Here is a 22,368-nt window from a genome sequence, read left to right on the forward strand (position 1 = left end):
TCGGCTATAAGCCACCCGGCGAGGCCTGCAGCAACAAAACTGTACCTGCAAGCACCGCTGTCTTTCTTCAAGCTTAACGCTTCCGGCTCCCCGAAGGGACTCTCACAGCCGGGGCGGGTAATTATCCAGCAGGTGCTGTACCAGGCCATATACCCGCTCGCTGCGTTCGGCGCCGCTTTGTTTATCGGGAAAGGCCCGCCTGGCCTTGCTTTGCCAGACCATCTTGCGGGTGCGGGCATCAGTCAGCATCAGGGTGAGCTTCTGTTCCTGTATCGAGCCATATACCCGCTCTTCATCATCCCAGTCATGCCAGTGAGAAAATCTGGAGTGGCGGGTGATGCGGGGGATAGTGGTCAGCAGCCGGGTTTCGGTGGTGAGGTGGTAACTCAGCCAGAGCGTCGCCTGGTCGGCCGGTTTGGGAGTCAGCCCTTTCTCCGCCAGTAGCTGGAGGGAATACTCGGCTATCCTGGCGCCATCCAGGGACTGAAAATTCGCCTCGGGAGAGAGAGCGACACTGTCGAACCGGTCGAAGTTGACGTTTTCATCATAGTCGTAGGGCGAGGCGCAACCGGCAAGCAGCAGACAACACAGGATGACTCTTATCATAACACCTCCGGCTTATACTTTGAGTATGGCTCCCTCAGTGCAAAATTTCCCTGGCCAGCTCCAGCAACGCCATGCGGGCCGGGTGATCGCCCCTGTCCTTGTGCCAGGCAAAGTAAAAGAAACGCTTCAGCGACAGTTCGGGGACCGGTAACGCCACCAGGGTACCGGCGGCGAGCTCTTCGCTTACACTCAGGCGGGAGACACAGCTGAGCCAGGGCCGGCATTGCAGCAGGCGCTTGATGGTCGGCAGGTGGGGATACTCCTGACGGATCTTCAGCGGTCCCAGCTTGCCCTGCAATGCCCGCTCAAAGGTGTCCCGGGTACCGGAGCCGGGTTCGCGTAAAATCCACTCGCTCTTGCTGAGTTGCTCCAGGCTGACCCGTGGGCATTGTGCCAGCGGGTGCTGGGGATGGCAGACGATCACCAGTTCATCTTGAGTCCAGGGCGCTATTTTGAGCCATTTCTCTTGTGCATGAGCCTCAACCAGGGCCAGCTCCAGCTTGCCGAGATACAGTTGGTTCAACAGGTTATGGGTATTGTCGACCACCAGGCTGATATCCAGCTGGGGGTAACGGCGGGAGCTGTGCTCGATCAGCTCAGGGATCCAGTAGTCGGCGATGGTGCGACTGGCGCCCAGCTTGAGGCGGCCGGCGATCGGGCTCTGGCCCTTAAAGCCTTGTTCGATCAAATAGCTTTCGGCCATCATCTTTTGGGCCCGCGGCAGCAGCCACTGGCCCCAGGCGTTAAGTTTAAGGCGGCGGCCGACCCGATCAAACAAGGGATGATTAAGCTGGCGTTCCAGCTCCTGCAACGCCATGGTGGCGGCCGACTGGGTCATGACCATCAGTTCGGCGGCCTGGCTCAGGCTGCCGCGTTCGGCCACGGTGACGAACAGCCTGAGCTGTTTAAGGGTAAAATTCATCTCGGGGTCAACCTCTGCCGACGTCGGTCGTCCTGATCGGCTGTTCGCCGACCAGACGAATATCGATCTGCTGATGAGGGATCTTGATGTCGTGCCGACGCAACCGTTCCAGCAGCAGGTTGTGCAGTTCATGGGTCATCGGCATGCGGTGGGACATGTCGTTGACATACACCCGCACTTCATAGACCAGGGCCGAATCGGTCATTTCCACCAGGAATACTTCCGGGACGGGGGAGTCCAGGATCAGCTTGCATTCGGCGATGGCCTCGTGGGTCAGGGCCTGCACCAGCTCGACGTCCGCATCCAGACGCACCCGGATCAGCAGCTTCACCCGGGTAATGGCATCGGACAAGGACCAGTTGATGAATTGCTCGGTAATAAAGGCCTTGTTGGGCACTATTATTTCCCGCCTGTCCCAATCCATGATGGTGGTGGCCCGGGTCTTGATTTTTGATATGGTGCCGGTCAAGTCCCGTATGGTGACGGTATCACCGATCCGGATGGGCTTTTCGAACAGGATGATCAGGCCGGACACGAAGTTGGCGAAGATCTCCTGCAGGCCGAACCCCAGGCCGACCGACAGGGCGGCGACCAGCCACTGGGTCTTGGACCAGTCGATGCCGAGCATGGCGAAGGTGGTAAAGGAGCCGACAATCAGCACCACATATTTGGAAATGGTGGTAATGGCGAAGCCGGTACCGGGTGACAGGTCCAGGCGCTGCAGCAGGCTCAGCTCCATCAGGCCGGGCAGGTTGCGCGCCGTGACCAGGGTCAGCACCACCACGAACACGGCGATCACCAGGTCTTTCAGGGAGATGGGCACCAGGCTGTCTTCGCCGGCGAGGGTACTGCTGACCTGCCACACTTCGATGGTGTCGAGAAAACTAAAGGCGGTATTGAGCTCGGACCAGAGCAGCATCAGCCCCAGCACATAGCCGAACATCAGGGCCGAGCGCAGCAACCCTAGGGATTGGGAGCTGATGGTGTTCAGATCCACCTCCGGCTCTTCGGTCACTTCCATCTCGCTGCTGGTTTGCGGCTCGACGCCGTCTTCCTTCTGTTTTCCCCGATCTTTGCCCCTTTGTGCCAGCATCTCGGCCCGTTTGCTCTTGGCCCGTTCAAAGGCCAGCCGGCGTCTCTGCAGCAGCATCCAGCGGCTCACCAGGTGGTAGAACAGCAGGAAGCTGACCCCGACCAGCACCGATACCTCAAGCTGACGCAACAGGGTGTAGGCGGTGAACAGATAACCCATCATGGCACTGAGCATGGCGATAAGCGGCGAGATGATCAGCACAGCCCAGAGCAGGTGGTTGACGTAGGTCAGATGCTCCCTTTTGGGGGTGGTGATCAGCAATGGCAGGCCTTCCCGGTACATGCGCCAGGAAAACAGGCTGATCAGCACGCAGCCGAACATAAAGCTGAGCCGGCCCTGGGTGTCGTACAGGGAGAACTCACGAAACTCCTGGGACACATAGAACAGCAGCAGGGCGGGCAGCAGCATCAGCATCAGGGTCTGGAACTGGCGGCGGATCCGCTGGACCTTTTGCCGCGACAAACTGAAATGCACCACCAGCAGGCCGTTGCTACGCATCAGGTTGCCGACCACTAGCAGGATAAATACCGGCGCCATCAGCTCCCTGAGTCCGTGTGCCAGCGCACCGACGATGGGCGGCGCCCAGGTCGAGTCGATGGCATTGCCCAGCAGGGAGAGCAGGGCGGGGAGCGGCAGGGCGGACAGCAGGCTGAGCAGCAGGGTATTGAAGGTGTACTGGTACTTGTCCAGGGTGACCTTGCCGATGCGGGGGCTGATGTCGGCCAGGTAGTCTTTCAGGCTGCGTCGGCTCAGGTACCACAGATACAGCACTACCAGGCTGCCCAGGCCATAGAGGGTCAGGTTGGCTGTTCCCTGCTGCAACAGGGACCGGGGCAGGGCCGTCCAGGTTTTGGCCTTCAGCAGCCAGCCCAGGGTTTCAGCCAGGGCCTGGGGAAAATGGCCGTCCAGCGGCCGCAGGTCCGGCAGCCAGAACAGGCGTTCGTCGGTGAGGGCCTTGATCTCCGCCAACTGGTTGTTTTGGCGGCTATAGGCCACCTTCAGCCGGGTCTGTTCGTGTATATAGTTCTCGGTGGCGACGATCAGCCGCTCCAACAGGCGCTGCTGGGTACTCAGCAGTTCTTCCAGCTGAGCCAGCTGCTCCGCGTCCAGTTCCGGATCCTGTTGTGCCAGTCGCAGGTTTTCACTGTAACCGTTGGTTTGCAGGTTATCGAGTGTTTCCTGGAAGCTGTATTTGTCGACCCGGCTCTGCACAATACGGGCTTCTAGCTGGGGCAATGGATAGGGCGCCGGCAGATCATTGAGCCGGTTGCGCAGGTTTTCCCCAAAGCCCCGGCTCACCTGCAGCCATTCCAGCTGTTCCTTGAGGTTGGCCTGCATGGTGGCCAGCTCGCCGGCCGATTGCTCGACCGCCTGATACTCCTGCTGCAAGGCTTCTATGGCCCGGCTCCTGTCGCTGAGCTGGGTAGACAGCTGTTGATTAAGCTCCTGTTGCTTGGAGAGCAGGGGGGTGTCCGACATGACTTCACCCAGCAAGCGATCGCTTTCGGCAATAGTGGCTTCGGTGGTCTCTCTGCGGAGTTCGTTTTGCCGGTTCTGCAGGGCTTCTATCCGGATGTCAAGATCGGCTATCTGCTTTTGCAGGAGGTCCAGGGTCAGCCGATCCATGCGGTTTCTGTTGGCAGATGAAAGCTGTTCCAGTTCAACGGCCTGGATACGTTTTTGCAGCGCCTGCTCACGTACCAGGGCGAGGATCCGGTTGGCGGCCTGCTGGCGGCCCTGGCTCTCATCGAGCTGCAATTCATCGAGACTTTTCTGGGTCTTGAGCAGCCGCTGACGCAAGTCGTTGAGCAGGTCGAGCAAACCGCTGTCGCTCAGCTCCAGCAGGTTCAGGGCATTGTTCAGCTCTTCCCGCTGCTGACTGAGTTTCAGGCGGCGGGTCTGGGCACTGACCAGGGCGAGCTGGGCCGCCTCTTCGGTCAGGTCCGCGATGCCGGCGGTGTCTGTGGGCTTGAAGTTTTTCAGCTGTTGTTCGAGTTTTTTGGACTTGGTCGGATAGCTGTCCATAAACTCCTTCAGCTCGATGGCTTGTTGCTGGTAGCGCTCGCCTTCCCGCACCAGTTGCAGGGCCTGGCCATAGCTGTCACGGAGTCGCTGCAGCTCTGGTTTATCTCCCTTGGGAACTTCCGCCAGCAAGGCTTCGATATCGGCCGCGGTCTGATCGGCCTGGACCACGGCAGGTATAAACAACAGGCTCAACAACAGCAGGATAGGGGCAAGCACGTGACACTCTCGACAATAATGGTTACAGATTGTTGCTAACCAGGTGATGAGCCTGGTTAGTCTATAAAGCAATCCCTTGGTTCCTTTCCGACTGTTCCCTGTTACTGCGGATTGATACGACCAAACTCCGTGCCCATCCGGGTTTGGGTTGCGGGAGTCAGCTCGGCAGACAGTGTAACCCTGTCAGGGGCAAACAGGCACACCACGGTACTGCCCAGTTTAAAGCGGCCCATCTCGTCCCCCTTGCTCAAGCGCGGGGCGGTTTCGGGCGCATAATCCCAGCGCTGTATCCGTTTGCCGGCCGGTGGTGTTATGGTACCCGCCCAGACGGTTTCTATGCTGGCGACTATGGTGGCGCCTACCAGCACCAAGGCCATGGGGCCGGCTTCAGTGTCGAAGATGCACACAACCCGCTCGTTGCGGGCGAACAGGCCGGGTACCCGGGACGCGGTGAGAGGGTTGACCGAAAACAGTTCACCGGGCACATACACCATGGTTTTCAATACCCCGTCCAAGGGCATATGGATGCGGTGGTAGTCTTTTGGGGCCAGGTAAATAGTGGCGAAATCCCCCCCCATAAAAGGTGCGGCCAGGGTCTTGTCACCACCCAGCAGGGTGCAGGCACTGTAGTCATGGCCCTTGGCCTGGATGATGCGGCCCTGCTGGATGGGGGCCAGCTGACTGATGGCGCCATCGACCGGCATGGCTAGCACCCCAGGCTCCGTCACCAGCGGGCGAGCATCCGGCTTTAATGGTCGGGTGAAAAAGTCATTGAAGCTGGCATAGTGGGCAGGATCCGGGTGCAGCGCCTCGTTCATGTTCACCCGGTAGCGGCGGATGAACAGACGAATCAGATACTGGCTCAGGCTACCGCCCTCCATGGCGGCCAGGCGGCCGACCAAGCGGGACAGCAGGTGTTTGGGTAAGAGGTATTGCAGCAGAATTTTCAGGTGATCGATCATTTGGTTACCGAAAAGCAGACATGGGTGGTTAGTTGGAAAATATGGGCTTCAGGCATTTTTTGGCAGATGTCGGGTGGGGCGATCGGCCATGGCATCGATAATACGGTGGTAGCTTTCCATCCGCTCGGGATGAATATCCCCCTGTTTCTTGGCCTGTTGCAACAGGCAGCCAGGATCGGCGCCGTGGGTACAGTCGCGGAAACGGCAGCCCCCCAGGTAGTCCCTGAACTCCCGGAAGCACCAGGCGACCCGCTCGGGCTCCAGGTGCCAGAGTGAGAACTCACGAATACCGGGAGAATCAATTAGGGAGCCGCCGGAGGGGAAATGATACAGGCGCGCGGTGGTGGTGGTGTGTTGTCCCAGGCCCGAGTTATCGGACACAGCCCCGGTGACCGCCTCGACATGGGGCATCACCGCATTGACCAGAGACGACTTGCCGACCCCGGACTGGCCGACAAAGATGCTGGTTTTATCACTCAGCGCCTGCTTGAGTTCGAGCAAGCCCTCACCGGTTTCGCAGCTGACCATCAGCAACCGGTAGCCGATATCCTGATAACGCTGCAATGCCTGTTCGGCCTGCTGGCGTTGCCCATCGGTGAGCAAGTCGACCTTATTCAACGCGATGATCGGCGGCATGCCCACGTCCTCGGCGGCGACCAGGTAGCGGTCGATAATATGGCAGCTGAGTTCGGGCAACACGGAAGACACCACCACTATCTGATCGATATTGGCGGCAACGGGCTTGATACCGTCATAGTAGTCGGGACGGGTGAGCACGGTTTGACGGGGATAAACCGCTTCTACCACGCCGCTGATCCCCTGTATGTTGTCGGCGCCGGGGCGCCAGACCACACGATCGCCGGTAACCAGGGAGTCCAGCGTGCGTCTCAGGTTACAGCGATGCACGGTCCCCTGGCCATCTTCGATGTCGGCGTGTTGCCCAAAGCGACTGATAACGACCCCCTCCTGAGGTGGCCCCAGCAGGCTGTCATCGATCTGTACGTTGTCTTTCTGGCGCAGGCGACGGCTGTGGTTATCACTAACCCTGCGTTTCTGCCCCTTGTTCAGGTGTTTTTTCTTTGTCACGGACTTCCTCAGACCAGCACTGATACCCGGCTATGATACACTTTCCCCTTAAAGCTTGTCCCCATTGCCGATCAAAGAGTAGCGATATGAGCCAGAATACCGAGAATCTGATTTGGGTTGATTTGGAAATGACCGGGCTGGATCCGGAAGAAAACAGGATCATCGAAATAGCCAGCATAGTAACCGACAAGGAGCTAAACGTGCTGGCCGAAGGGCCTGTGCTGGCGATCCACCAGGGCGAGGCCGAGCTGGCCAAGATGGATGAATGGAATGTGCGTACCCATACCGGCTCGGGCCTAGTGGAACGGGTAAAAAACAGCACGGTCGACGAAGCCCAGGCGGTGGCGCAAACGCTGGACTTTATGCGGCAGTGGGTGCCGGCAGGAACTTCCCCCATGTGCGGCAACTCCATCGGTCAGGACAGACGCTTTATGGTCAAACACATGCCCGAACTGGAGGCGTTTTTTCACTATCGCAATATCGATGTGAGTACGGTCAAGGAGCTGGTGCGCCGCTGGCAGCCGAGCCTGCTCGAGCAATTCACCAAGAAGGGCAGCCATCAGGCGCTCGATGATATCCGCGAATCCATCGATGAATTGAGGTTTTATCGGGCTCAGGTGTTCAAAATTTGACATTGCTGGAAACGGTTGCTGTTAAATTCGGCAACCGGTTCAGGGGGCTGAAAAAAATCTTGCATTCATTAATTCGGCTCGTATAATTCGCCTCCCGTAGCCAGTCGGAATTGTAATAAACGGCGGTGTACGAAGAAGTGTGCGGGAATAGCTCAGCTGGTAGAGCACAACCTTGCCAAGGTTGGGGTCGCGAGTTCGAATCTCGTTTCCCGCTCCAAATCAAGAAGATATGGCTTACCAGAGCGGTATCTGAAAAGTTCAAGTGTTAGCTAAACGTGTGTGCGGGAATAGCTCAGCTGGTAGAGCACAACCTTGCCAAGGTTGGGGTCGCGAGTTCGAATCTCGTTTCCCGCTCCAAATTGAAAGCATGGGTTACCAGACCGGTGTTTTAAGCAAGTCAAAAGTGTTTTGCGGGAATAGCTCAGCTGGTAGAGCACAACCTTGCCAAGGTTGGGGTCGCGAGTTCGAATCTCGTTTCCCGCTCCAAATCAAGAAGATATGGCTTACCAGAGCGGTATCTGAAAAGTTAAAGTGTTAGTTAAACGTGTGTGCGGGAATAGCTCAGCTGGTAGAGCACAACCTTGCCAAGGTTGGGGTCGCGAGTTCGAATCTCGTTTCCCGCTCCAAATTGAAAGCATGGGTTACCAGACCGGTGTTTAAGCAAGTCAAAAGTGTTTTGCGGGAATAGCTCAGCAGGCAGGGTTCAAGCTTGCTGAAGTCGAAGAGGGTCGCGACGCGGCCCCACGCAGAAGTTAAAAGTTTACGCGGGAATAGCTCAGCTGGTAGAGCACAACCTTGCCAAGGTTGGGGTCGCGAGTTCGAATCTCGTTTCCCGCTCCAAATAAAAAAACCGACCTAAGGGTCGGTTTTTTTATGCTTATTTTTCCATCAGATGTTTACACCCCCATCTTCTGATGCAACGGAGTTGCCTGTTGACGCAGTTTACAGACAACTCGGTGTTCGAGAAGAGGCAATAGAGATCGACTACCACGACCGTGCAATGCCATGGACGGCATTCCCGAGCCCTCAGGGATGAGTCTATGGCGTGTTGTGGGAGGTGGCTGTGTTGCCTCTGAGTTCAGGTTTAAAAAGATGATCGGATTTTTATTCAAATTGGTATAAGAAACAGAGTGTCAACGTTGTTTAGCCAAACCTAGGTGACAAGTCATCAGCGGGCATGCTTGGGCATGCCCTTGTCCACCGCCCGGATCAGTCGCTCCGTCTTGCGATCCACCTGCGTCAGTCCCGCTCGCTGTTGGCCCAGAGCCCAGTCGATATGCTCAAGCACCATGGCACTGACCTGCGGGCGTTTTTGTTCCAGGGCCTGAGCCACCTCGGCTGAAGCCGGGGCATTGCCCAGGGCCACGGCGATATTGCGCAGCCAGCGCTGATAGCCGATACGGCGAATGGGGCTGCCTTCGGTGCGCTTCAAAAACTGCTCTTCGGTCCAGGCAAACAGGACGAGCAGCTGGGGAGCATGCAGATTATCGCGGGCGGCAAAGTCCGGTTCCTTGCTGGCATCAGCGAAGCGATTCCAGGGGCAGATCAGCTGGCAATCATCGCAGCCATAGATACGGTTACCCATCAGCGGCCGGAACTCTTCCGGGATGGGGCCGTCCAGCTCTATGGTGAGATAAGAGATACAACGCCTGGCATCGACCACATAGGGAGCCACGATGGCGCCGGTCGGGCAGGTGGTGATACAGGCGACACATTTGCCGCAGCCCTCTGCCACCGGCTCGTCCACCGGCAGAGGCAGGTTGACCAGCAGCTCGCCCAGAAAAAAGAAGGAGCCCTGTTCGCGGTTGAGCAGCAGCGAATGCTTGCCCACCCAGCCCAGGCCGGCCTTGGCCGCCAGGGGGCGCTCCAGGATGGGGGCCGAGTCGACGAAGGGGCGGGCGCTGAGTTCGCTGAACACCTGGCTTATCTTGTCGGACAACTGCTTGAGCCGCTGGCGCAATACCTTGTGGTAGTCCCGGCCCAGGGCATAGCGGCTGATGTAACCCTTATCGGGCGCGCTCAATACCCGGGCGATGGCGGCTTGTTCGGGCATATAGTTCATGCGTACCGAGATCACCCGCAGGGTGCCGGGCAACAACTCCTGGGGGCGGGCCCGCATCATGCCATGGCGTGCCATATACTCCATTTCACCCTGGTAGCCCCTGGCCAGCCAATCGGCTAGCAGGGGCTCGTGATCGGTTAAATCGGGATCACAGATACCGACCTGGTCAAAGCCTAGCTCTGTTCCCCAGAGCTTGATATCGTTGGCCAAAGTATGTAGGTCGGGAGCAGTCATGGTCGCCATCGGTCTGGAAAATGGGCACAGTTTAACACATTCTCTCTGGCGCTCGGAGCAGATCCGGCTCGGTGAACGGCAGGCGGCCGGGGCGGCCGGGATCCAGATGTATGAACTGATGTGCCGGGCGGGGCTGGCGGTGTTCGAGCTGGCCCGGAGCCGTTGGCCCAGGGCGGAGCATTGGTGGATCTTTGTCGGTGGCGGCAATAATGGCGGAGACGGCTATGTGGTGGCGCGGCTCGCCCGGGCCGCCGGTATCCGGGTACAACTGGCGCAGCTGGGCGATGCCGAGGCCTTGCGCGGGGATGCGGCCCGGGCCCGGGATCAATACCGGGCCGATGGCGGTGCCATCGAAAGCGTCGGTGCCCTGCAGGGACAGCCGGATCTGGTGATCGATGCCTTGCTGGGTTCCGGCCTGAAAGGCGAGCTGCGGCAAGCGGCCAAGGGGATCATTAACCACATCAACCGGCTCGATGCGCCGGTGCTGGCGGTCGATCTGCCCTCCGGCCTCTGTGCCGATACCGGTCGTCTGCTGGGCGGGGCGGTGAATGCCAGCCTGACCCTGACGTTTGTGGGCCTCAAGCCGGGGTTGTTGACCGGCCAGGGTCGGGATGTCTGCGGCGAGATTTTACTGGCCGATCTGGGTATTCAGTCTCACTTGGGGCAAGCGCCGGTGGCCGATTTACTGCAATGGGATGAACTGCGGCGGTTGTTGCCCCGGCGCCGGGCCAGTGCCCACAAGGGCCTGGTGGGTCGCCTGCTGGTGCTGGGGGGCAACCGGGGCATGAACGGCGCCATCCGCCTGGCAGGAGCGGCGGCCTTGCGTTGCGGCACCGGCCTGGTGCGGCTGGTGAGCCATCGGCAACACTACCGGTTGCTGAATATGGCCTGCCCGGAACTGATGACCGCCTGGTATCCCGACTTTGAGGACTGGTCCTGGGGCCACTCTCTGGTGGTGGGGCCCGGGATGGGGCAGGATGCATGGGCCCGCTCCCTGTGGCTGTCGTCCCTTGCCTTTAGCGGTCCCCGGGTTGTTGATGCAGCTGGCCTGCAGTTGCTGGCGCAGACAGGGGCCAGGCCGGAGGAGTGCGGCTCCTGGGTACTGACCCCGCATCCGGGGGAGGCCGCCAGCCTGCTGGGCTGCTCGGTGGCAGAGATAGAAGCCGATCGGCTGGCGGCGGTGAGCCGGTTACGGGAACAATATGGTGCGGTCGTGGTCCTCAAGGGGGCCGGGACCCTGGTGGCTGATGAGTCAGGTGTCAGCCTCTGTCATTATGGCAATTCGGGGATGGCATCCGGAGGTATGGGCGACCTGTTATCTGGTATAATCGGCGCCCTGCTGGCCCAGGGAGTGGCCGCGGGACAGGCGGCGCGCCTGGGGGTGTGTCTCCATGGCTTGGCCGGTGATCGGGCCATCAAAGATGGAATGGTCGGTATGCTGGCTTCAGATCTGCTGCCGGATATCAGGCGTCTTATTAATCAAGTAGAAGAAGATGACAATAAAACAGTGGACCATTGAACTGGCCGACGAGGCCGCGACCCTGGAACTGGGCCGGCAGTTGGCTCAAGCCTGCACCCAAGCAACGGTGATTTACCTGCATGGCAGCCTGGGGGCAGGCAAAACCACCCTGAGCCGTGGCTTTATTACCGCCCTGGGTCATCGGGGAAAGGTAAAAAGCCCGACCTACACCCTGGTCGAGCCCTACCGGGCCGGCGACTGGCAGGTATATCATTTTGATCTTTACCGGCTGGCGGATCCTGAGGAACTGGAATACATGGGGATCCGTGATTATTTTACCCCGGACAGCTTGTGTCTGGTGGAGTGGCCGGAGCAGGGCGAAGGGATGTTACCCGCGGCCGATCTGGAAATAACCCTGAACTATCATGAGCAACGGCGGCAGGCAACACTCTTGCCGGTCAGTGCCGCAGGCCAGGTTTTGTTGGAGAAAATAGTAGCGTGAAGTCGATAGTCGCATTGCTCTGCACCTTATTCAGCCTGGGGGCCTGGGCCAATCAGCTGGAAAGTATCCGCATTTGGCCGTCGCCGGACAACACCCGTATCGTGCTGGATATGGGCGCCGCGCCCAGATTTAACTATTTTACCCTGAGCAACCCGCACCGGCTGGTGGTGGACCTGAGTCAGACTCAGAACCGGGTAAGCTTTAGCGAGGTGCAAAACAACAGCGAGCTGATCACTAGGGTCAGGAGCAGCAAGGCCCCCGAAGCGGGCAGCTACCGGCTGGTGTTCGAACTCAAGGCCGGCGTCAAGCCGGCGGTGTTTCCGCTGACGCCGGCGGGTGACTACGGTCATCGACTGGTGGTCGATCTGCCTTATGAGGATCAAAGCAGGGCCAGTCAGCCGGCGGTCAGGAATGCGGTGGCCGGCAGGGACACCATCGTCATCGCCATCGATCCGGGTCATGGTGGTGAAGATCCGGGGGCCATAGGACCCAGGAAAAACCGGGAAAAACACATCACCCTGTCGGTGTCGCGCAGGCTGGCCGAGCTAATCAACAAGGAGCCTGGGATGCGGGCGGTGCTGACCCGCACCGGAGACTACTACGTCAACCTCAATAAACGCTCGGAAATCGCCCGCAAGGCCAGGGCGGATCTGTTGCTGTCGATCCATGCGGACAGCGTGGCCAACGCAGGTCCCAGGGGCGCGTCGGTATGGGTCCTGTCGTCCAACCGGGCCAACCGGGAAATGGCCGCCTGGCTGGAGAAACAGGAACGCCAGTCCGAGCTGCTGGGCGGGGTGGGCGAGGTGATTTCCCAGACCGATGCCAATCCCTATCTGACCCGCACCTTCCTCGACTTGTCCATGGATAAGTCGCGGGCGGACAGCTATGCCATCAGCGAGCATATTCTGGCGGCCATGGGCAAGGTGGTGCGTCTGCACAAACGCAAGCCGGAGCATGCCAGCCTGGCGGTGTTGAAGTCGCCGGATATTCCCTCCCTGCTGATCGAAGCCGGCTTTATCTCCAATCCCCAGGAAGAAAGCCTGTTGCTCAGCGCAGATCATCAGCAGAAGGTGGCGCAGGCGGTGTTTAACGGTATTAAGTCCTATTACCGGGAAAACCCCTCCAGCCGCACCATGGTGGCCAGCCAGGACGTTGGCCAAGCCGCCCTAAGCGCACGTAAACATACGGTCAAGACAGGTGAAAGCCTGTCGGTGATCGCCCAGCGTTATGGGGTCTCGGTCGGTCTGCTCAAAGGCCACAACCGGCTGCAGTCCGACGTGGTCAGGGTCGGCCAGGTCCTGGATATTCCAAGCAGCTGACGATGCCGATTCAAATACTGCCAGCCCGGCTGGCCAACCAGATAGCGGCCGGTGAAGTGGTCGAACGTCCCGCCTCAGTGGTAAAGGAGCTGGTGGAAAACAGCCTGGACGCCGGCGCCGATCGCATCGAGGTGGATATCGAAAGAGGCGGCGCCAAGCTGCTCCGTATCCGCGATAATGGCACAGGTATCGCCAAGGATGAGCTTACTCTGGCCTTGTCCCGTCATGCCACCTCCAAGGTTAGCACCCTGGAGGATCTGGAGCAGATCCTCAGCTTGGGCTTTCGCGGCGAAGCGTTGGCTTCGATTGGTTCGGTGTCCCGTCTGGTATTGACTTCCAGGCCGGCCGAGCAGGCGGAAGCCTGGCAGGCGATGGCGGAAGGACGGGATATGGCGGTGAAGGTACAGCCTGCCTCCCATCCCCAGGGGACAACCGTCGAGGTGAGCGATCTGTTCTTCAATACCCCGGCCCGACGCAAGTTCCTGCGCACCGAGAAGACCGAGTTTGCCCATATCGATGAGGTGGTCCGCCGTATTGCACTGAGCCGTTTTGAGGTCAGCCTGAGCTTGAAGCATAACGGCAAGCCGGTGCGTCAGTACCGGGCCGCCAAACTGCCTTCCCAGCAGGATAAACGCCTGGCCGCCGTATGCGGACCCGCCTTTATTGGCTCGGCCCTGAGGCTCGACAGTGAACACCATGGCCTGAGACTATGGGGCTGGTTAAGCCCGGCCGACGCCGCCCGCAGCCAGGCCGATCTGCAATATACCTATGTCAACGGCCGCATGATGCGCGACAAGCTGCTCAATCATGCCATACGTCAGGCCTATGGGGAGCGTCTGGCGCCCGACACCAGCCCGGCGTTCGTGCTTTATCTGGAACTGGATCCCGGCCAGGTAGATGTCAATGTACATCCGGCCAAACATGAGGTGCGTTTTCATCAGGCCCGGCTAGTGCACGATTTTATCTACCAGGTGCTGGTACAGGCGCTGGAAGACGCACCTGCCATGGCGGCAGTCAGCGGCAGCGCGCACAGGGTTCGGGATGAAGACCATGTGCCGGTGCCGGCCGGTGTGCGCGAGCGGGCTCTGGAATTTAGCCCTCCCAACCATGGCTACGCCTATGCCGGCGGCTCAGGGAGAGGGCTATCGGGTCCGCGTGAGCAGGGCAGCAGCCTGAGCCGCCAGACCTGGCAGGGGCTGGATGCCCTGTTGACCACGGTACCGGCCGATATAGGTACAGCGGTACCGCCGGATGGAGAAGACAACCGGGCCCTGCTGGTGGTTCGGGGTTGTTATCTGGTGGCCGGTTACCGGCAGGCACTATGGTTGTGTGACCTGAATCGCGCCCGCGCCCATGATGACGGCCTGAAACTGCATGCGGTCTGGCAACAGGGTCTGGTGCCGCAGCCTCTGTTGCTGCCGGTGTCGGTACCGGTTTCACCAGAGCAACAGGCCGCCATCGGCGAGCAGGGCGAACTGCTGCAAAAACTGGGGCTGGAGTTGAAATCGGGATCCAGAGGCACCATTATCTTGACCCGGGTGCCGCAACCGTTGCGCCATGCGGATCTGGCCCGTCTGATCCCCCGCTTACTGGAGCGATTGATCGAGGACCTGGCGGCAGATCCACAGGCATTATGCATCTGGCTGGCCGAGCAAGGGCAGGCCGTCAGGACCGACTGGTCGTTGGCGGAGGCCCAAGTGCAGTGGCAGCGTTTGTTACAGCTGCATAACGGCGACGTGGCCGAATTGGCCTGCGTACAGGCCCTGGCCATAGAACAGCAAATTGATAGGTGGTTACATGGGGAATAAACCCCTGGCGGTATTTTTAATGGGGCCGACGGCCTCGGGTAAGACCAACCTGGCTATGGCGGCTGTTCAGGCCTTGCCCTGCGAGCTGATCAGCGTGGACTCGGCCCTGATCTATAAAGGTATGAACATTGGTACCGCCAAACCCAGTGCCGAGGAGCAGGCCCTGGCCCCCCACCGGTTGATCGATCTGCTCGATCCCAGTGAAGCCTATTCGGCCGCCGATTTTCGTCGTGACGCCCTGGCGGCCATGGCCGATATCACCGCCGCCGGGCGCATCCCTCTGCTGGTGGGTGGCACCATGCTCTATTTCAAGGCCTTGCTGGAGGGCCTGTCGCCCCTGCCCAGTGCCGATCCAGAGATCAGGGCCGGGATTGAAGCCGAGGCCGAAAAAGAGGGGTGGGGGGCCCTGCATCGGCAACTGGTCGGGATAGATCCGATTGCCGCGGCGCGTATTCATCCGAATGATCCCCAGCGCCTTTCCCGGGCGTTGGAAGTATATCGCATTTCCGGTAAAACCCTGACAGAATTGACCCAACGCAAGGGTGATCCCTTACCTTACAAAGTGTTACAGTTTGCCGTTGCGCCTAGAGAGCGGGCCGAGCTGCACCGGCGTATTGCCATCCGTTTTCAGCAGATGCTGGCTGCCGGTTTTGAAGATGAAGTGAGGTATCTCTATCAAAGGGGTGATCTGCATCCGGATTTGCCGTCAATCCGGTGTGTGGGGTATCGGCAAATGTGGGATTATCTGGCGGGTACAGTAGGCTATGATGAAATGGTGGCGCGCGGTATCGCCGCTACCCGCCAGTTGGCCAAACGGCAGTTGACCTGGCTGCGAGGCTGGCCCGAGTTGAACTGGCTGGATACCGATAATGAAGATGTTTGTCAGACCCTGGTTGAGCAGATCCGGCAGGCACATAATGAAATAAAACAATAAAAAGTTTCCACTATTACAAAAAATAAGGACAACAAGATGGCTAAGGGACAATCCTTACAAGATCCGTTTCTAAATGCATTGCGGCGTGAACGGATCCCTGTCTCTATTTACCTGGTGAATGGTATCAAGCTGCAAGGGCAGGTCGAGTCGTTTGATCAATTTGTGATCCTGCTTAAAAACACCGTCAGCCAGATGGTGTACAAGCATGCGATTTCTACCGTGGTGCCGGCCCGGCCGGTACATCATCAGCCCCCGGCGGCATCCGAGGCTCCCGAGCCGTCAACACCAGAACCGGATCAGGACTGAACTTGAGATCCCCCACCTGTTTTCTTGAATACCGCCCGGCGGTCACTTTTTTAGTGTCCGCAACATGGAGGAAATCCCTTGTTTGAACGCTATCAAGGTGGCGAGTCTGCCATTTTGGTTCATATCAATTTCACCGATGACAGTGAACGTGAAGCCCTGGATGAATTGGAATTGCTGGCGGATTCCGCCGGCGTGGCCACCTGTGCAGTGGTGACATCCAGTCGGGGTGCACCTCAATCCAAGTTTTTTATCGGTAGCGGCAAGGTTGAAGAATTGGCTGGGCTGGTGCAGATGCATCAGGCCGATGTGGTGATTTTCAACCACAGCCTGAGCCCGGCTCAGGAACGCAACTTGGAGCGGGAAGTGCGCTGCCGGGTGCTGGATCGCACCGGGCTGATCCTGGATATTTTTGCCCAGCGAGCCCGTACCCATGAAGGTAAACTGCAAGTTGAACTGGCCCAGCTGCGCCATCTGTCCACCCGGCTGGTGCGGGGCTGGACTCACCTTGAGCGACAAAAGGGTGGGATCGGCCTGCGCGGACCGGGGGAAACCCAGCTGGAGACCGATCGCCGGCTGCTACGCGAGCGCATCAAGTATATTCAGAAACGGCTGGAGAAGGTATCCCGGCAGCGGGAACAGGGCAGACGGGCCCGGCTGCGTAATGATGTGCCCACCCTGTCTCTGGTGGGCTATACCAACGCTGGCAAGTCAACCCTGTTCAACCGCCTGACCGAGGCCGGCGTCTATGTTGCGGATCAGCTGTTCGCGACCCTGGATCCGACCCTGCGCAGGATCGAGTTGGCCGATGTGGGCGCAGCCATCCTGGCCGACACGGTCGGCTTTATTCGCCATCTACCCCATGATCTGGTCGCCGCCTTCAAGGCAACGTTGCAGGAAACCCGGGATGCCGACCTGCTGCTGCATGTTGTGGATTGTGCCGACGAGGAGATGCAGGACAATGTCCGCGAGGTCGACGCCGTACTCGAACAGATAGACGCGAGTCAGGTGCCGGTGCTCATGGTCTACAACAAGATAGACAAGTTGGAACAGGCCGAGGGGCGTATCGAATATGATGATGAGAATATGCCGCGGGCTGTCTGGTTATCGGCCCAGAGTGGTCAGGGAGTTGCGTGTCTGTTCGAGGCCCTGAGCCAGCGCCTGGCGGGGGCTCTGGTTGAGCACCGGTTGACCTTGCCGCCCTCGGCGGCAAAATTACGCAGCCGTTTATATGCCATGAACGGCATAGTGAGCGAGGCGTTTGGCGACGCCGGAGAATATGTTGTCGATATCCGTCTGCAGAAAGCCGACTGGCAACGCCTGATAAAACAAGAAGGTGAGCAGCTAGAGCGCTTTATAAGCGACTGATTGCTTGGTAAAGTTACGTTCACAAACCAGAAAGACGGAGAAACAAATGGCTTGGAATGAGCCTGGAAATGGTGGCAAAGACCGTGACCCTTGGGGGAATAACGGTAAACATCAGGGTCCGCCAGATCTGGATCAGGTTATTCGTAACCTGAGTAATAAATTAGGTGGTCTGCTCGGTGGCAAAATACCCGGTGGCGGCAGTGGTGGCCTCGGCTCTTTTGGTGTGGTGGTCGCCTTAGTCATCGCCCTCGTGGTCTGGGTGGTCAGTGGTTTCTACACCATAGGCGAGGCTCAACGTGGTGTGGTGCTGCGCTTCGGCAAGTTTTATCAGATGGTCGATCCGGGCTTGAGCTGGAAGGCGACCTTTGTCGATCGGGTGTATCCGGTGGATGTGGAAACCGTGCGTTCCCAGCCGGCGTCCGGTTTTATGCTGACCAGGGATGAAAATCTGGTACGGGTAGAGATGGATGTCCAGTATCGGATTGTCGAGCCCCGAGCCTATCTGTTTAATGTCACCAATGCCGACGACAGTCTGAGCCAGGCCCTGGACAGCGCCCTGCGCTATGTGGTCGGGCATAGTACCATGGATGACGTCTTGACCGTGGGCCGTGAGCGGGTCCGTCAGGAAACCCGTGAACTGCTGGAGCAGATTATCGAGCCTTACAACCTGGGCCTGATGATCTTGGATCTGAACTTCCTGCCGGCGCGTCCGCCGGAAGAAGTGAAGGATGCCTTCGATGATGCCATCGCCGCCCAGGAAGATGAACAGCGCTTTATCCGTGAAGCCGAAGCCTATGCCCGGGAAATCGAACCCAAAGCCCGTGGTCAGGCCCAGCGGTTGTTGCAGGAAGCAGAGGGTTATAAAGAGCAGATCGCCTTCCGGGCCGAGGGTGAGGTGGCGCGTTTCCGGGAACTGCTGCCCCAGTATCAACGTGAGCCGGAGCTAGCGCGTCAGCGTATCTATCTGGAAACCATGGAAGAAATTTACAGCAAGGTCAACAAGGTGATCGTCGACACGCCGGAAGGCAGCAACAGCCTGCTGTATCTGCCGCTGGACCAGCTGGTTGAACAGCAGGATCGGCGTGCCGCCCGTCCGGATCCGGACAAGATCACCTCCGATTACCTGAATAATGGTAATGTGTCTGCCGGTCAGGATAGTGGTCAGCTCAGGCCGACCTCCGATCGCAGTAATATCCGTCCGACCTCAGGGAGAAACTAAACGATGAAAAGAGCATTAATCGTCGTTCTGGCCTTGGTTGCCATAGTGGTTTACTCCTCTATATTTGTGGTGGCCGAGGGCGAGCGGGGGATAGTTCTGCAATTCGGTAAGGTGAAGCGTGAAGCTGATTCCGAGCTGCCGACCGTCTATCAGCCGGGCCTGCATTTCAAGGTGCCGATGATCGATCAGGTACGTAAACTGGATGCCCGGGTACAGACCCTGGGTGACCAGGTGGATCGTTTCGTCACCTCCGAGAAAAAAGATCTGATCATCGATTCCTATGTGAAGTGGCGTATCGATGATTTCGCCCAGTACTACCTGTCCACTGGCGGTGGTAACCGCCTGCAGGCAGAAGGTTTGTTGCGACGCCGGATCAACAACAGCCTGCGTTCGGAAATCGGTATCCGTACCATTCGGGATATCGTTTCCGGTGAGCGGGGCGATGTGATGGAAAGCGCGTTGAAAGGCCTGTTGGAATCATCTTCCGAGCTGGGTATCAAGGTGGTGGATGTGCGTATCAAGCAGATCAACCTGCCGACCGAAGTGTCCAGTTCCATCTATCAGCGGATGCGTGCCGAGCGGACCGCGGTTGCCCGGGAGCACAGATCCGAGGGTCGCGAACAGGCCGAAATCATCAAGGCGGAAGCAGATCGCCGGGTGACGGTGATGATAGCGGAAGCACAGCGTAACTCCCGTACCTTGCGTGGTGAAGGGGATGCCCTGGCCGCCAAGATCTACGCGGATGCTTACAGTGCCGATCCTGAATTTTTCAGTTTTATTCGCAGCTTGGAAGCCTATCGCAAGAGTTTCGAGCAGGGCGGCGACATGATGGTATTGAAGCCGGACGGCGACTTCTTCCGTTACCTGAAAGACCCCTCGGGGAACAACTAAGTCATGTTAAAGGCCTGGGTAACCAGGCCTTTTTTCTATATGGAATCGGACACATGCAGCATTTGATGTTGGCACTAGCCCTGGTATTGATTATCGAAGGGTTGGGCCCGCTGCTTTTCCCCCATGATTGGCGTCGGCTGCTGAACCTGTTGGCCAATACCGAGCCGGCGCTGCTGCGCCGCATCGGCGGAGGACTGGCGGCGGCCGGCGCCGCGATATTTTATTTTTTCCGCTAAAGAGCCCGTTTCGTTTATTCCGACCTTGGTCAAAATTTGTTAGACTCCATTTTTAACAACCTGACAGTTAGTGAAAATGGGACAAAACGTTGTTGTACTAGGCACCCAATGGGGTGATGAAGGCAAGGGCAAGGTCGTGGATCTGCTGACCGATAAAGCCCGTTATGTCGTACGCTATCAGGGGGGCCACAATGCCGGTCATACCCTGGTGATTGATGGTAAGAAGACGGTTCTGCACCTGATCCCCTCAGGCATACTGCGTGATAACTGCACCTGCATCATCGCCAACGGTGTTGTACTGTCACCGGACGCGCTGCTCAAGGAAATGTCGGGACTCGAAGCCAATGGGGTTCCGGTAAAGGAGCGCCTGGTGCTGAGCGAAGCCTGTCCCCTGATCCTGCCCTACCATATCGCCATGGATGTCGCCCGGGAGCAAGCCCGCGGCGCGAAAGCCATCGGTACCACGGGCCGTGGCATAGGGCCCGCTTATGAAGATAAGGTCGCCCGTCGTGGTCTGCGGGTCGGGGATCTGTTCAATATGGCCAGCTTCGCAGAAAAGCTGAAAGAAGTGATGGAGTATTACAACTTCCAGCTGACCGGTTTTTATGGCGCCGAAGCGGTTTCCTACGAGCAGGTACTGGAGCAGGCTCATGGCTATGCCGAACTGTTGACCAGTATGGTGGTCGATGTCACCGATATGCTGGACAAGGCCCGTATCAAGGGTGAAAAGATCATGTTCGAAGGTGCCCAGGGCACATTGCTGGACATAGATCACGGCACCTATCCCTATGTGACGTCATCCAACACCACCGCTGGCGGCGTGGCGACCGGCTCCGGTTTCGGCCCCTGCTACCTGGACTATGTGCTGGGCATCGTCAAGGCTTATACCACCCGCGTCGGCTCCGGTCCTTTCCCTACCGAGCTGTTCGACGAAGTAGGCGAACACCTGGGAGTGAAAGGCAACGAGTTTGGTGCCACCACCGGTCGCAAACGTCGTACCGGTTGGTTTGATGCGGTGGCGATGAAGCGTGCTATCCAGGTCAACTCCATCTCCGGTTTCTGCCTGACCAAGCTGGATGTGCTGGATGGCCTGCAGGAAGTGAAGATCTGTATCGGTTACCAGATGCCCGACGGCACGGTGCGTGATGTACCGCCGATGGCGGCCGAAGGTTACGAAACTGTCAAGCCGGTTTATGAGTCCATGCCGGGCTGGAGTGAGAACACCTTTGGTGTGACTACGGTTGAGGGCCTGCCCCTGGCGGCGCGTAACTACATCAAGCGGCTGGAAGAAGTGACCGGTATTCCGATCGATATCATCTCCACCGGTCCGGATCGTGGCGAGACCATGATACTGCGTCATCCATTTGAAGCCTGAGTCGGGCTGATGGATAAAAAATGCCAGTCGTCAGACTGGCATTTTTGTTTCTGCTGTCAGGCGCCCGTTGGTTAGCTGGTGCGCTCGACCGCCATGCGGGCAAGGGTCGTCAGCGCTGCCTTATACTCGGAGTCGGGCAGTATGGCCAGGCTGGCGATGGCTTTGTCGGCCTCGGCCCGGGCCCGTTGCTCGCAGTATTCCAGGGCGCGGGTGTCACTCAGTATCTCCATGATTTCAGGCAGGTGATCCATGCCGGTACGGTTGGCGATGGCATCACGGATACGTTCGCGTTGGGCCGGGTTGCCGACCGCCATGGCGCGTAGCAGCGGCAGGGTGGGTTTGCCTTCTGCCAGATCATCGCCCATATTCTTACCCATATCATCGGCATCCGAGCTGTAATCCATGATGTCGTCTACCAGCTGGAAGGCGGTGCCCAGGTATTTGCCATAGTCCAGCATGGCCTGCTCCACTTCCGGCGGTTGATGGGTCATCACCGCCGCCAGCCGGGTCGCGGCCTCGAACAGCTTGGCGGTCTTGCAGTAAATCACCTGCATATAGCTGTCTTCTGTGGTGTCCGGATCGTTACAGTTCATCAGCTGCAGGACTTCCCCCTCGGCGATGATATTGGTGGCCTCGCTCAGTAGTTGCATAATCCTCATGCTGTTGAGTTCGGTCATCATCTGGAATGAGCGGGTATAGAGAAAATCTCCGACCAGCACACTGGCGGCATTGCCGAACAGGGCGTTGGCGGTATCCCTGCCCCGGCGCAGGTCTGACTCATCCACCACATCGTCATGCAACAGGGTCGAGGTGTGAATAAACTCGAGCAGGGCTGCCAGCTTGATGTGGTCCTCGCCCGCATATCCCATTGCCCGGGCGGCCAGCACAGTCAACATGGGGCGCATACGCTTCCCCCCCGCACTGACGATGTAGTAGCCCAATTGATTGATTAACGCCACGTCAGAGTGCAGGCGGGACATGATAAGGCTGTTGACCGACTGCATATCCAGGTCGGTCAGTTTTTTTATTGCATTGATATCCATCATAAATATAAAGCCGGGCGATGCAGTTTAAAGCGATTAGTGGTAGGATTTTACACGATTTGGCAAAGGGTTA

At 58.5% G+C, this 22,368-nt stretch carries 19 protein-coding genes and 5 tRNA genes; 17 read left to right on the forward strand and 7 right to left on the reverse strand.

What is annotated here, in order from left to right; all coding sequences use genetic code 11:
• Positions 1-102: 102 nt before the first annotated feature.
• The 5 genes from ABD806_RS16175 to rsgA all read right to left on the reverse strand — a co-directional run bounded on the left by ABD806_RS16175 (position 103) and on the right by rsgA (position 6,910).
• On the reverse strand, positions 103-606 hold the full coding sequence (locus tag ABD806_RS16175) for a DUF4136 domain-containing protein (RefSeq protein ID WP_344959829.1): 504 nt from the start codon (positions 604-606) through the stop codon (positions 103-105).
• 34 nt (positions 607-640) lie between these two features.
• Positions 641-1,528, reverse strand: a complete 888-nt coding sequence (locus ABD806_RS16180) for a LysR substrate-binding domain-containing protein (RefSeq protein ID WP_344959830.1) — start codon at positions 1,526-1,528, stop codon at positions 641-643.
• Positions 1,529-1,535: 7 nt separating this feature from the next.
• Positions 1,536-4,862, reverse strand: a complete 3,327-nt coding sequence (mscM, locus tag ABD806_RS16185; protein WP_344959831.1) for a miniconductance mechanosensitive channel MscM — start codon at positions 4,860-4,862, stop codon at positions 1,536-1,538.
• Positions 4,863-4,963: 101 nt separating this feature from the next.
• Entirely contained in the window at positions 4,964-5,824 is an 861-nt protein-coding gene (gene asd, locus ABD806_RS16190) for an archaetidylserine decarboxylase (RefSeq protein WP_344959832.1), read from the reverse strand.
• A gap of 48 nt (positions 5,825-5,872) precedes the next feature.
• Entirely contained in the window at positions 5,873-6,910 is a 1,038-nt protein-coding gene (gene rsgA, locus ABD806_RS16195; protein ID WP_344959833.1) for a small ribosomal subunit biogenesis GTPase RsgA, read from the reverse strand.
• Positions 6,911-6,996: 86 nt separating this feature from the next.
• Between rsgA and orn the strand changes: the two genes are divergently transcribed.
• The 6 genes from orn (at position 6,997) to ABD806_RS16225 (ending at position 8,382) form a co-directional block, all read left to right on the forward strand.
• The gene (gene orn / locus ABD806_RS16200; protein WP_344959834.1) at positions 6,997-7,542 is read left to right on the forward strand and encodes an oligoribonuclease; all 546 of its coding nucleotides are present in this window, start codon (positions 6,997-6,999) and stop codon (positions 7,540-7,542) included.
• Between the two features lie 141 nt (positions 7,543-7,683).
• A tRNA-Gly gene (locus ABD806_RS16205) sits at positions 7,684-7,759 on the forward strand.
• A gap of 64 nt (positions 7,760-7,823) precedes the next feature.
• Positions 7,824-7,899, forward strand: a tRNA-Gly gene (locus ABD806_RS16210).
• A 53-nt stretch (positions 7,900-7,952) separates the two neighbouring features.
• Positions 7,953-8,028 (forward strand) — tRNA-Gly (locus ABD806_RS16215).
• Positions 8,029-8,092: 64 nt separating this feature from the next.
• A tRNA-Gly gene (locus ABD806_RS16220) sits at positions 8,093-8,168 on the forward strand.
• A 138-nt stretch (positions 8,169-8,306) separates the two neighbouring features.
• Positions 8,307-8,382, forward strand: a tRNA-Gly gene (locus tag ABD806_RS16225).
• 328 nt (positions 8,383-8,710) lie between these two features.
• Here the strand turns inward: ABD806_RS16225 and queG are convergent.
• The gene (queG, locus tag ABD806_RS16230) at positions 8,711-9,838 is read right to left on the reverse strand and encodes a tRNA epoxyqueuosine(34) reductase QueG (RefSeq protein ID WP_344959835.1); all 1,128 of its coding nucleotides are present in this window, start codon (positions 9,836-9,838) and stop codon (positions 8,711-8,713) included.
• Here queG and ABD806_RS16235 point away from each other — a divergent pair.
• The 11 genes from ABD806_RS16235 (at position 9,837) to ABD806_RS16285 (ending at position 21,252) form a co-directional block, all read left to right on the forward strand.
• Positions 9,837-11,357 (forward strand): NAD(P)H-hydrate dehydratase, encoded by a 1,521-nt coding sequence (locus tag ABD806_RS16235; RefSeq protein WP_344959836.1) that lies wholly within the window; start codon positions 9,837-9,839, stop codon positions 11,355-11,357. The genes queG and ABD806_RS16235 overlap by 2 nt on opposite strands.
• Entirely contained in the window at positions 11,332-11,799 is a 468-nt protein-coding gene (gene tsaE / locus ABD806_RS16240; protein ID WP_344959837.1) for a tRNA (adenosine(37)-N6)-threonylcarbamoyltransferase complex ATPase subunit type 1 TsaE, read from the forward strand. Before ABD806_RS16235 ends, tsaE begins: the two co-directional genes overlap by 26 nt.
• Positions 11,796-13,118, forward strand: coding sequence for an N-acetylmuramoyl-L-alanine amidase (locus tag ABD806_RS16245; RefSeq protein WP_344959838.1), 1,323 nt, complete (start codon positions 11,796-11,798; stop codon positions 13,116-13,118). The genes tsaE and ABD806_RS16245 overlap by 4 nt, the downstream gene beginning before the upstream one ends.
• Before the next feature lie 2 nt (positions 13,119-13,120).
• On the forward strand, positions 13,121-14,926 hold the full coding sequence (mutL, locus tag ABD806_RS16250) for a DNA mismatch repair endonuclease MutL (RefSeq protein ID WP_344959839.1): 1,806 nt from the start codon (positions 13,121-13,123) through the stop codon (positions 14,924-14,926).
• Entirely contained in the window at positions 14,916-15,860 is a 945-nt protein-coding gene (gene miaA / locus ABD806_RS16255) for a tRNA (adenosine(37)-N6)-dimethylallyltransferase MiaA (protein WP_344959840.1), read from the forward strand. The genes mutL and miaA overlap by 11 nt, the downstream gene beginning before the upstream one ends.
• 36 nt (positions 15,861-15,896) lie before the next feature.
• Positions 15,897-16,166: an RNA chaperone Hfq gene (gene hfq / locus ABD806_RS16260; protein WP_344959841.1), complete on the forward strand. Its 270-nt coding sequence runs from the start codon at positions 15,897-15,899 to the stop codon at positions 16,164-16,166.
• Between the two features lie 78 nt (positions 16,167-16,244).
• Positions 16,245-17,531 carry a ribosome rescue GTPase HflX gene (gene hflX, locus ABD806_RS16265; RefSeq protein ID WP_344959843.1) on the forward strand — a complete coding sequence of 429 codons (1,287 nt, stop codon included), beginning with the start codon at positions 16,245-16,247 and terminating at the stop codon, positions 17,529-17,531.
• A gap of 46 nt (positions 17,532-17,577) precedes the next feature.
• Complete coding sequence (hflK, locus tag ABD806_RS16270) at positions 17,578-18,750, forward strand: FtsH protease activity modulator HflK (RefSeq protein WP_344959844.1); 1,173 nt, start codon at positions 17,578-17,580, stop codon at positions 18,748-18,750.
• A 3-nt stretch (positions 18,751-18,753) separates the two neighbouring features.
• Positions 18,754-19,641 carry a protease modulator HflC gene (hflC, locus tag ABD806_RS16275; protein WP_344959845.1) on the forward strand — a complete coding sequence of 296 codons (888 nt, stop codon included), beginning with the start codon at positions 18,754-18,756 and terminating at the stop codon, positions 19,639-19,641.
• Positions 19,642-19,694: 53 nt separating this feature from the next.
• Positions 19,695-19,877: a DUF2065 domain-containing protein gene (locus tag ABD806_RS16280; RefSeq protein WP_344959846.1), complete on the forward strand. Its 183-nt coding sequence runs from the start codon at positions 19,695-19,697 to the stop codon at positions 19,875-19,877.
• Between the two features lie 76 nt (positions 19,878-19,953).
• Positions 19,954-21,252, forward strand: coding sequence for an adenylosuccinate synthase (locus ABD806_RS16285; RefSeq protein WP_344959847.1), 1,299 nt, complete (start codon positions 19,954-19,956; stop codon positions 21,250-21,252).
• Between the two features lie 71 nt (positions 21,253-21,323).
• Here ABD806_RS16285 and ispB read toward each other — a convergent pair whose 3' ends face one another.
• On the reverse strand, positions 21,324-22,295 hold the full coding sequence (ispB, locus tag ABD806_RS16290) for an octaprenyl diphosphate synthase (protein WP_344959864.1): 972 nt from the start codon (positions 22,293-22,295) through the stop codon (positions 21,324-21,326).
• Between the last annotated feature and the right edge of the window lie 73 nt (positions 22,296-22,368).

It is taken from the genome of Zobellella aerophila, from assembly GCF_039539325.1.
In the GTDB taxonomy this organism is placed as follows: domain Bacteria; phylum Pseudomonadota; class Gammaproteobacteria; order Enterobacterales; family Aeromonadaceae; genus Oceanimonas; species Oceanimonas aerophila.

Coding starts and splice junctions, on each gene's coding strand:
- ABD806_RS16175 (WP_344959829.1), bottom strand. CDS start 606: ATGATAAGAGTCATCCTGTGTTGTCTGCTGCTTGCCGGTTGCGCCTCG.
- ABD806_RS16180 (WP_344959830.1), bottom strand. CDS start 1,528: ATGAATTTTACCCTTAAACAGCTCAGGCTGTTCGTCACCGTGGCCGAA.
- asd (WP_344959832.1), bottom strand. CDS start 5,824: ATGATCGATCACCTGAAAATTCTGCTGCAATACCTCTTACCCAAACAC.
- orn (WP_344959834.1), top strand. CDS start 6,997: ATGAGCCAGAATACCGAGAATCTGATTTGGGTTGATTTGGAAATGACC.
- ABD806_RS16235 (WP_344959836.1), top strand. CDS start 9,837: ATGGTCGCCATCGGTCTGGAAAATGGGCACAGTTTAACACATTCTCTC.
- queG (WP_344959835.1), bottom strand. CDS start 9,838: ATGACTGCTCCCGACCTACATACTTTGGCCAACGATATCAAGCTCTGG.
- tsaE (WP_344959837.1), top strand. CDS start 11,332: ATGACAATAAAACAGTGGACCATTGAACTGGCCGACGAGGCCGCGACC.
- mutL (WP_344959839.1), top strand. CDS start 13,121: ATGCCGATTCAAATACTGCCAGCCCGGCTGGCCAACCAGATAGCGGCC.
- miaA (WP_344959840.1), top strand. CDS start 14,916: ATGGGGAATAAACCCCTGGCGGTATTTTTAATGGGGCCGACGGCCTCG.
- hfq (WP_344959841.1), top strand. CDS start 15,897: ATGGCTAAGGGACAATCCTTACAAGATCCGTTTCTAAATGCATTGCGG.
- hflK (WP_344959844.1), top strand. CDS start 17,578: ATGGCTTGGAATGAGCCTGGAAATGGTGGCAAAGACCGTGACCCTTGG.
- hflC (WP_344959845.1), top strand. CDS start 18,754: ATGAAAAGAGCATTAATCGTCGTTCTGGCCTTGGTTGCCATAGTGGTT.
- ABD806_RS16280 (WP_344959846.1), top strand. CDS start 19,695: ATGCAGCATTTGATGTTGGCACTAGCCCTGGTATTGATTATCGAAGGG.
- ABD806_RS16285 (WP_344959847.1), top strand. CDS start 19,954: ATGGGACAAAACGTTGTTGTACTAGGCACCCAATGGGGTGATGAAGGC.
- ispB (WP_344959864.1), bottom strand. CDS start 22,295: ATGGATATCAATGCAATAAAAAAACTGACCGACCTGGATATGCAGTCG.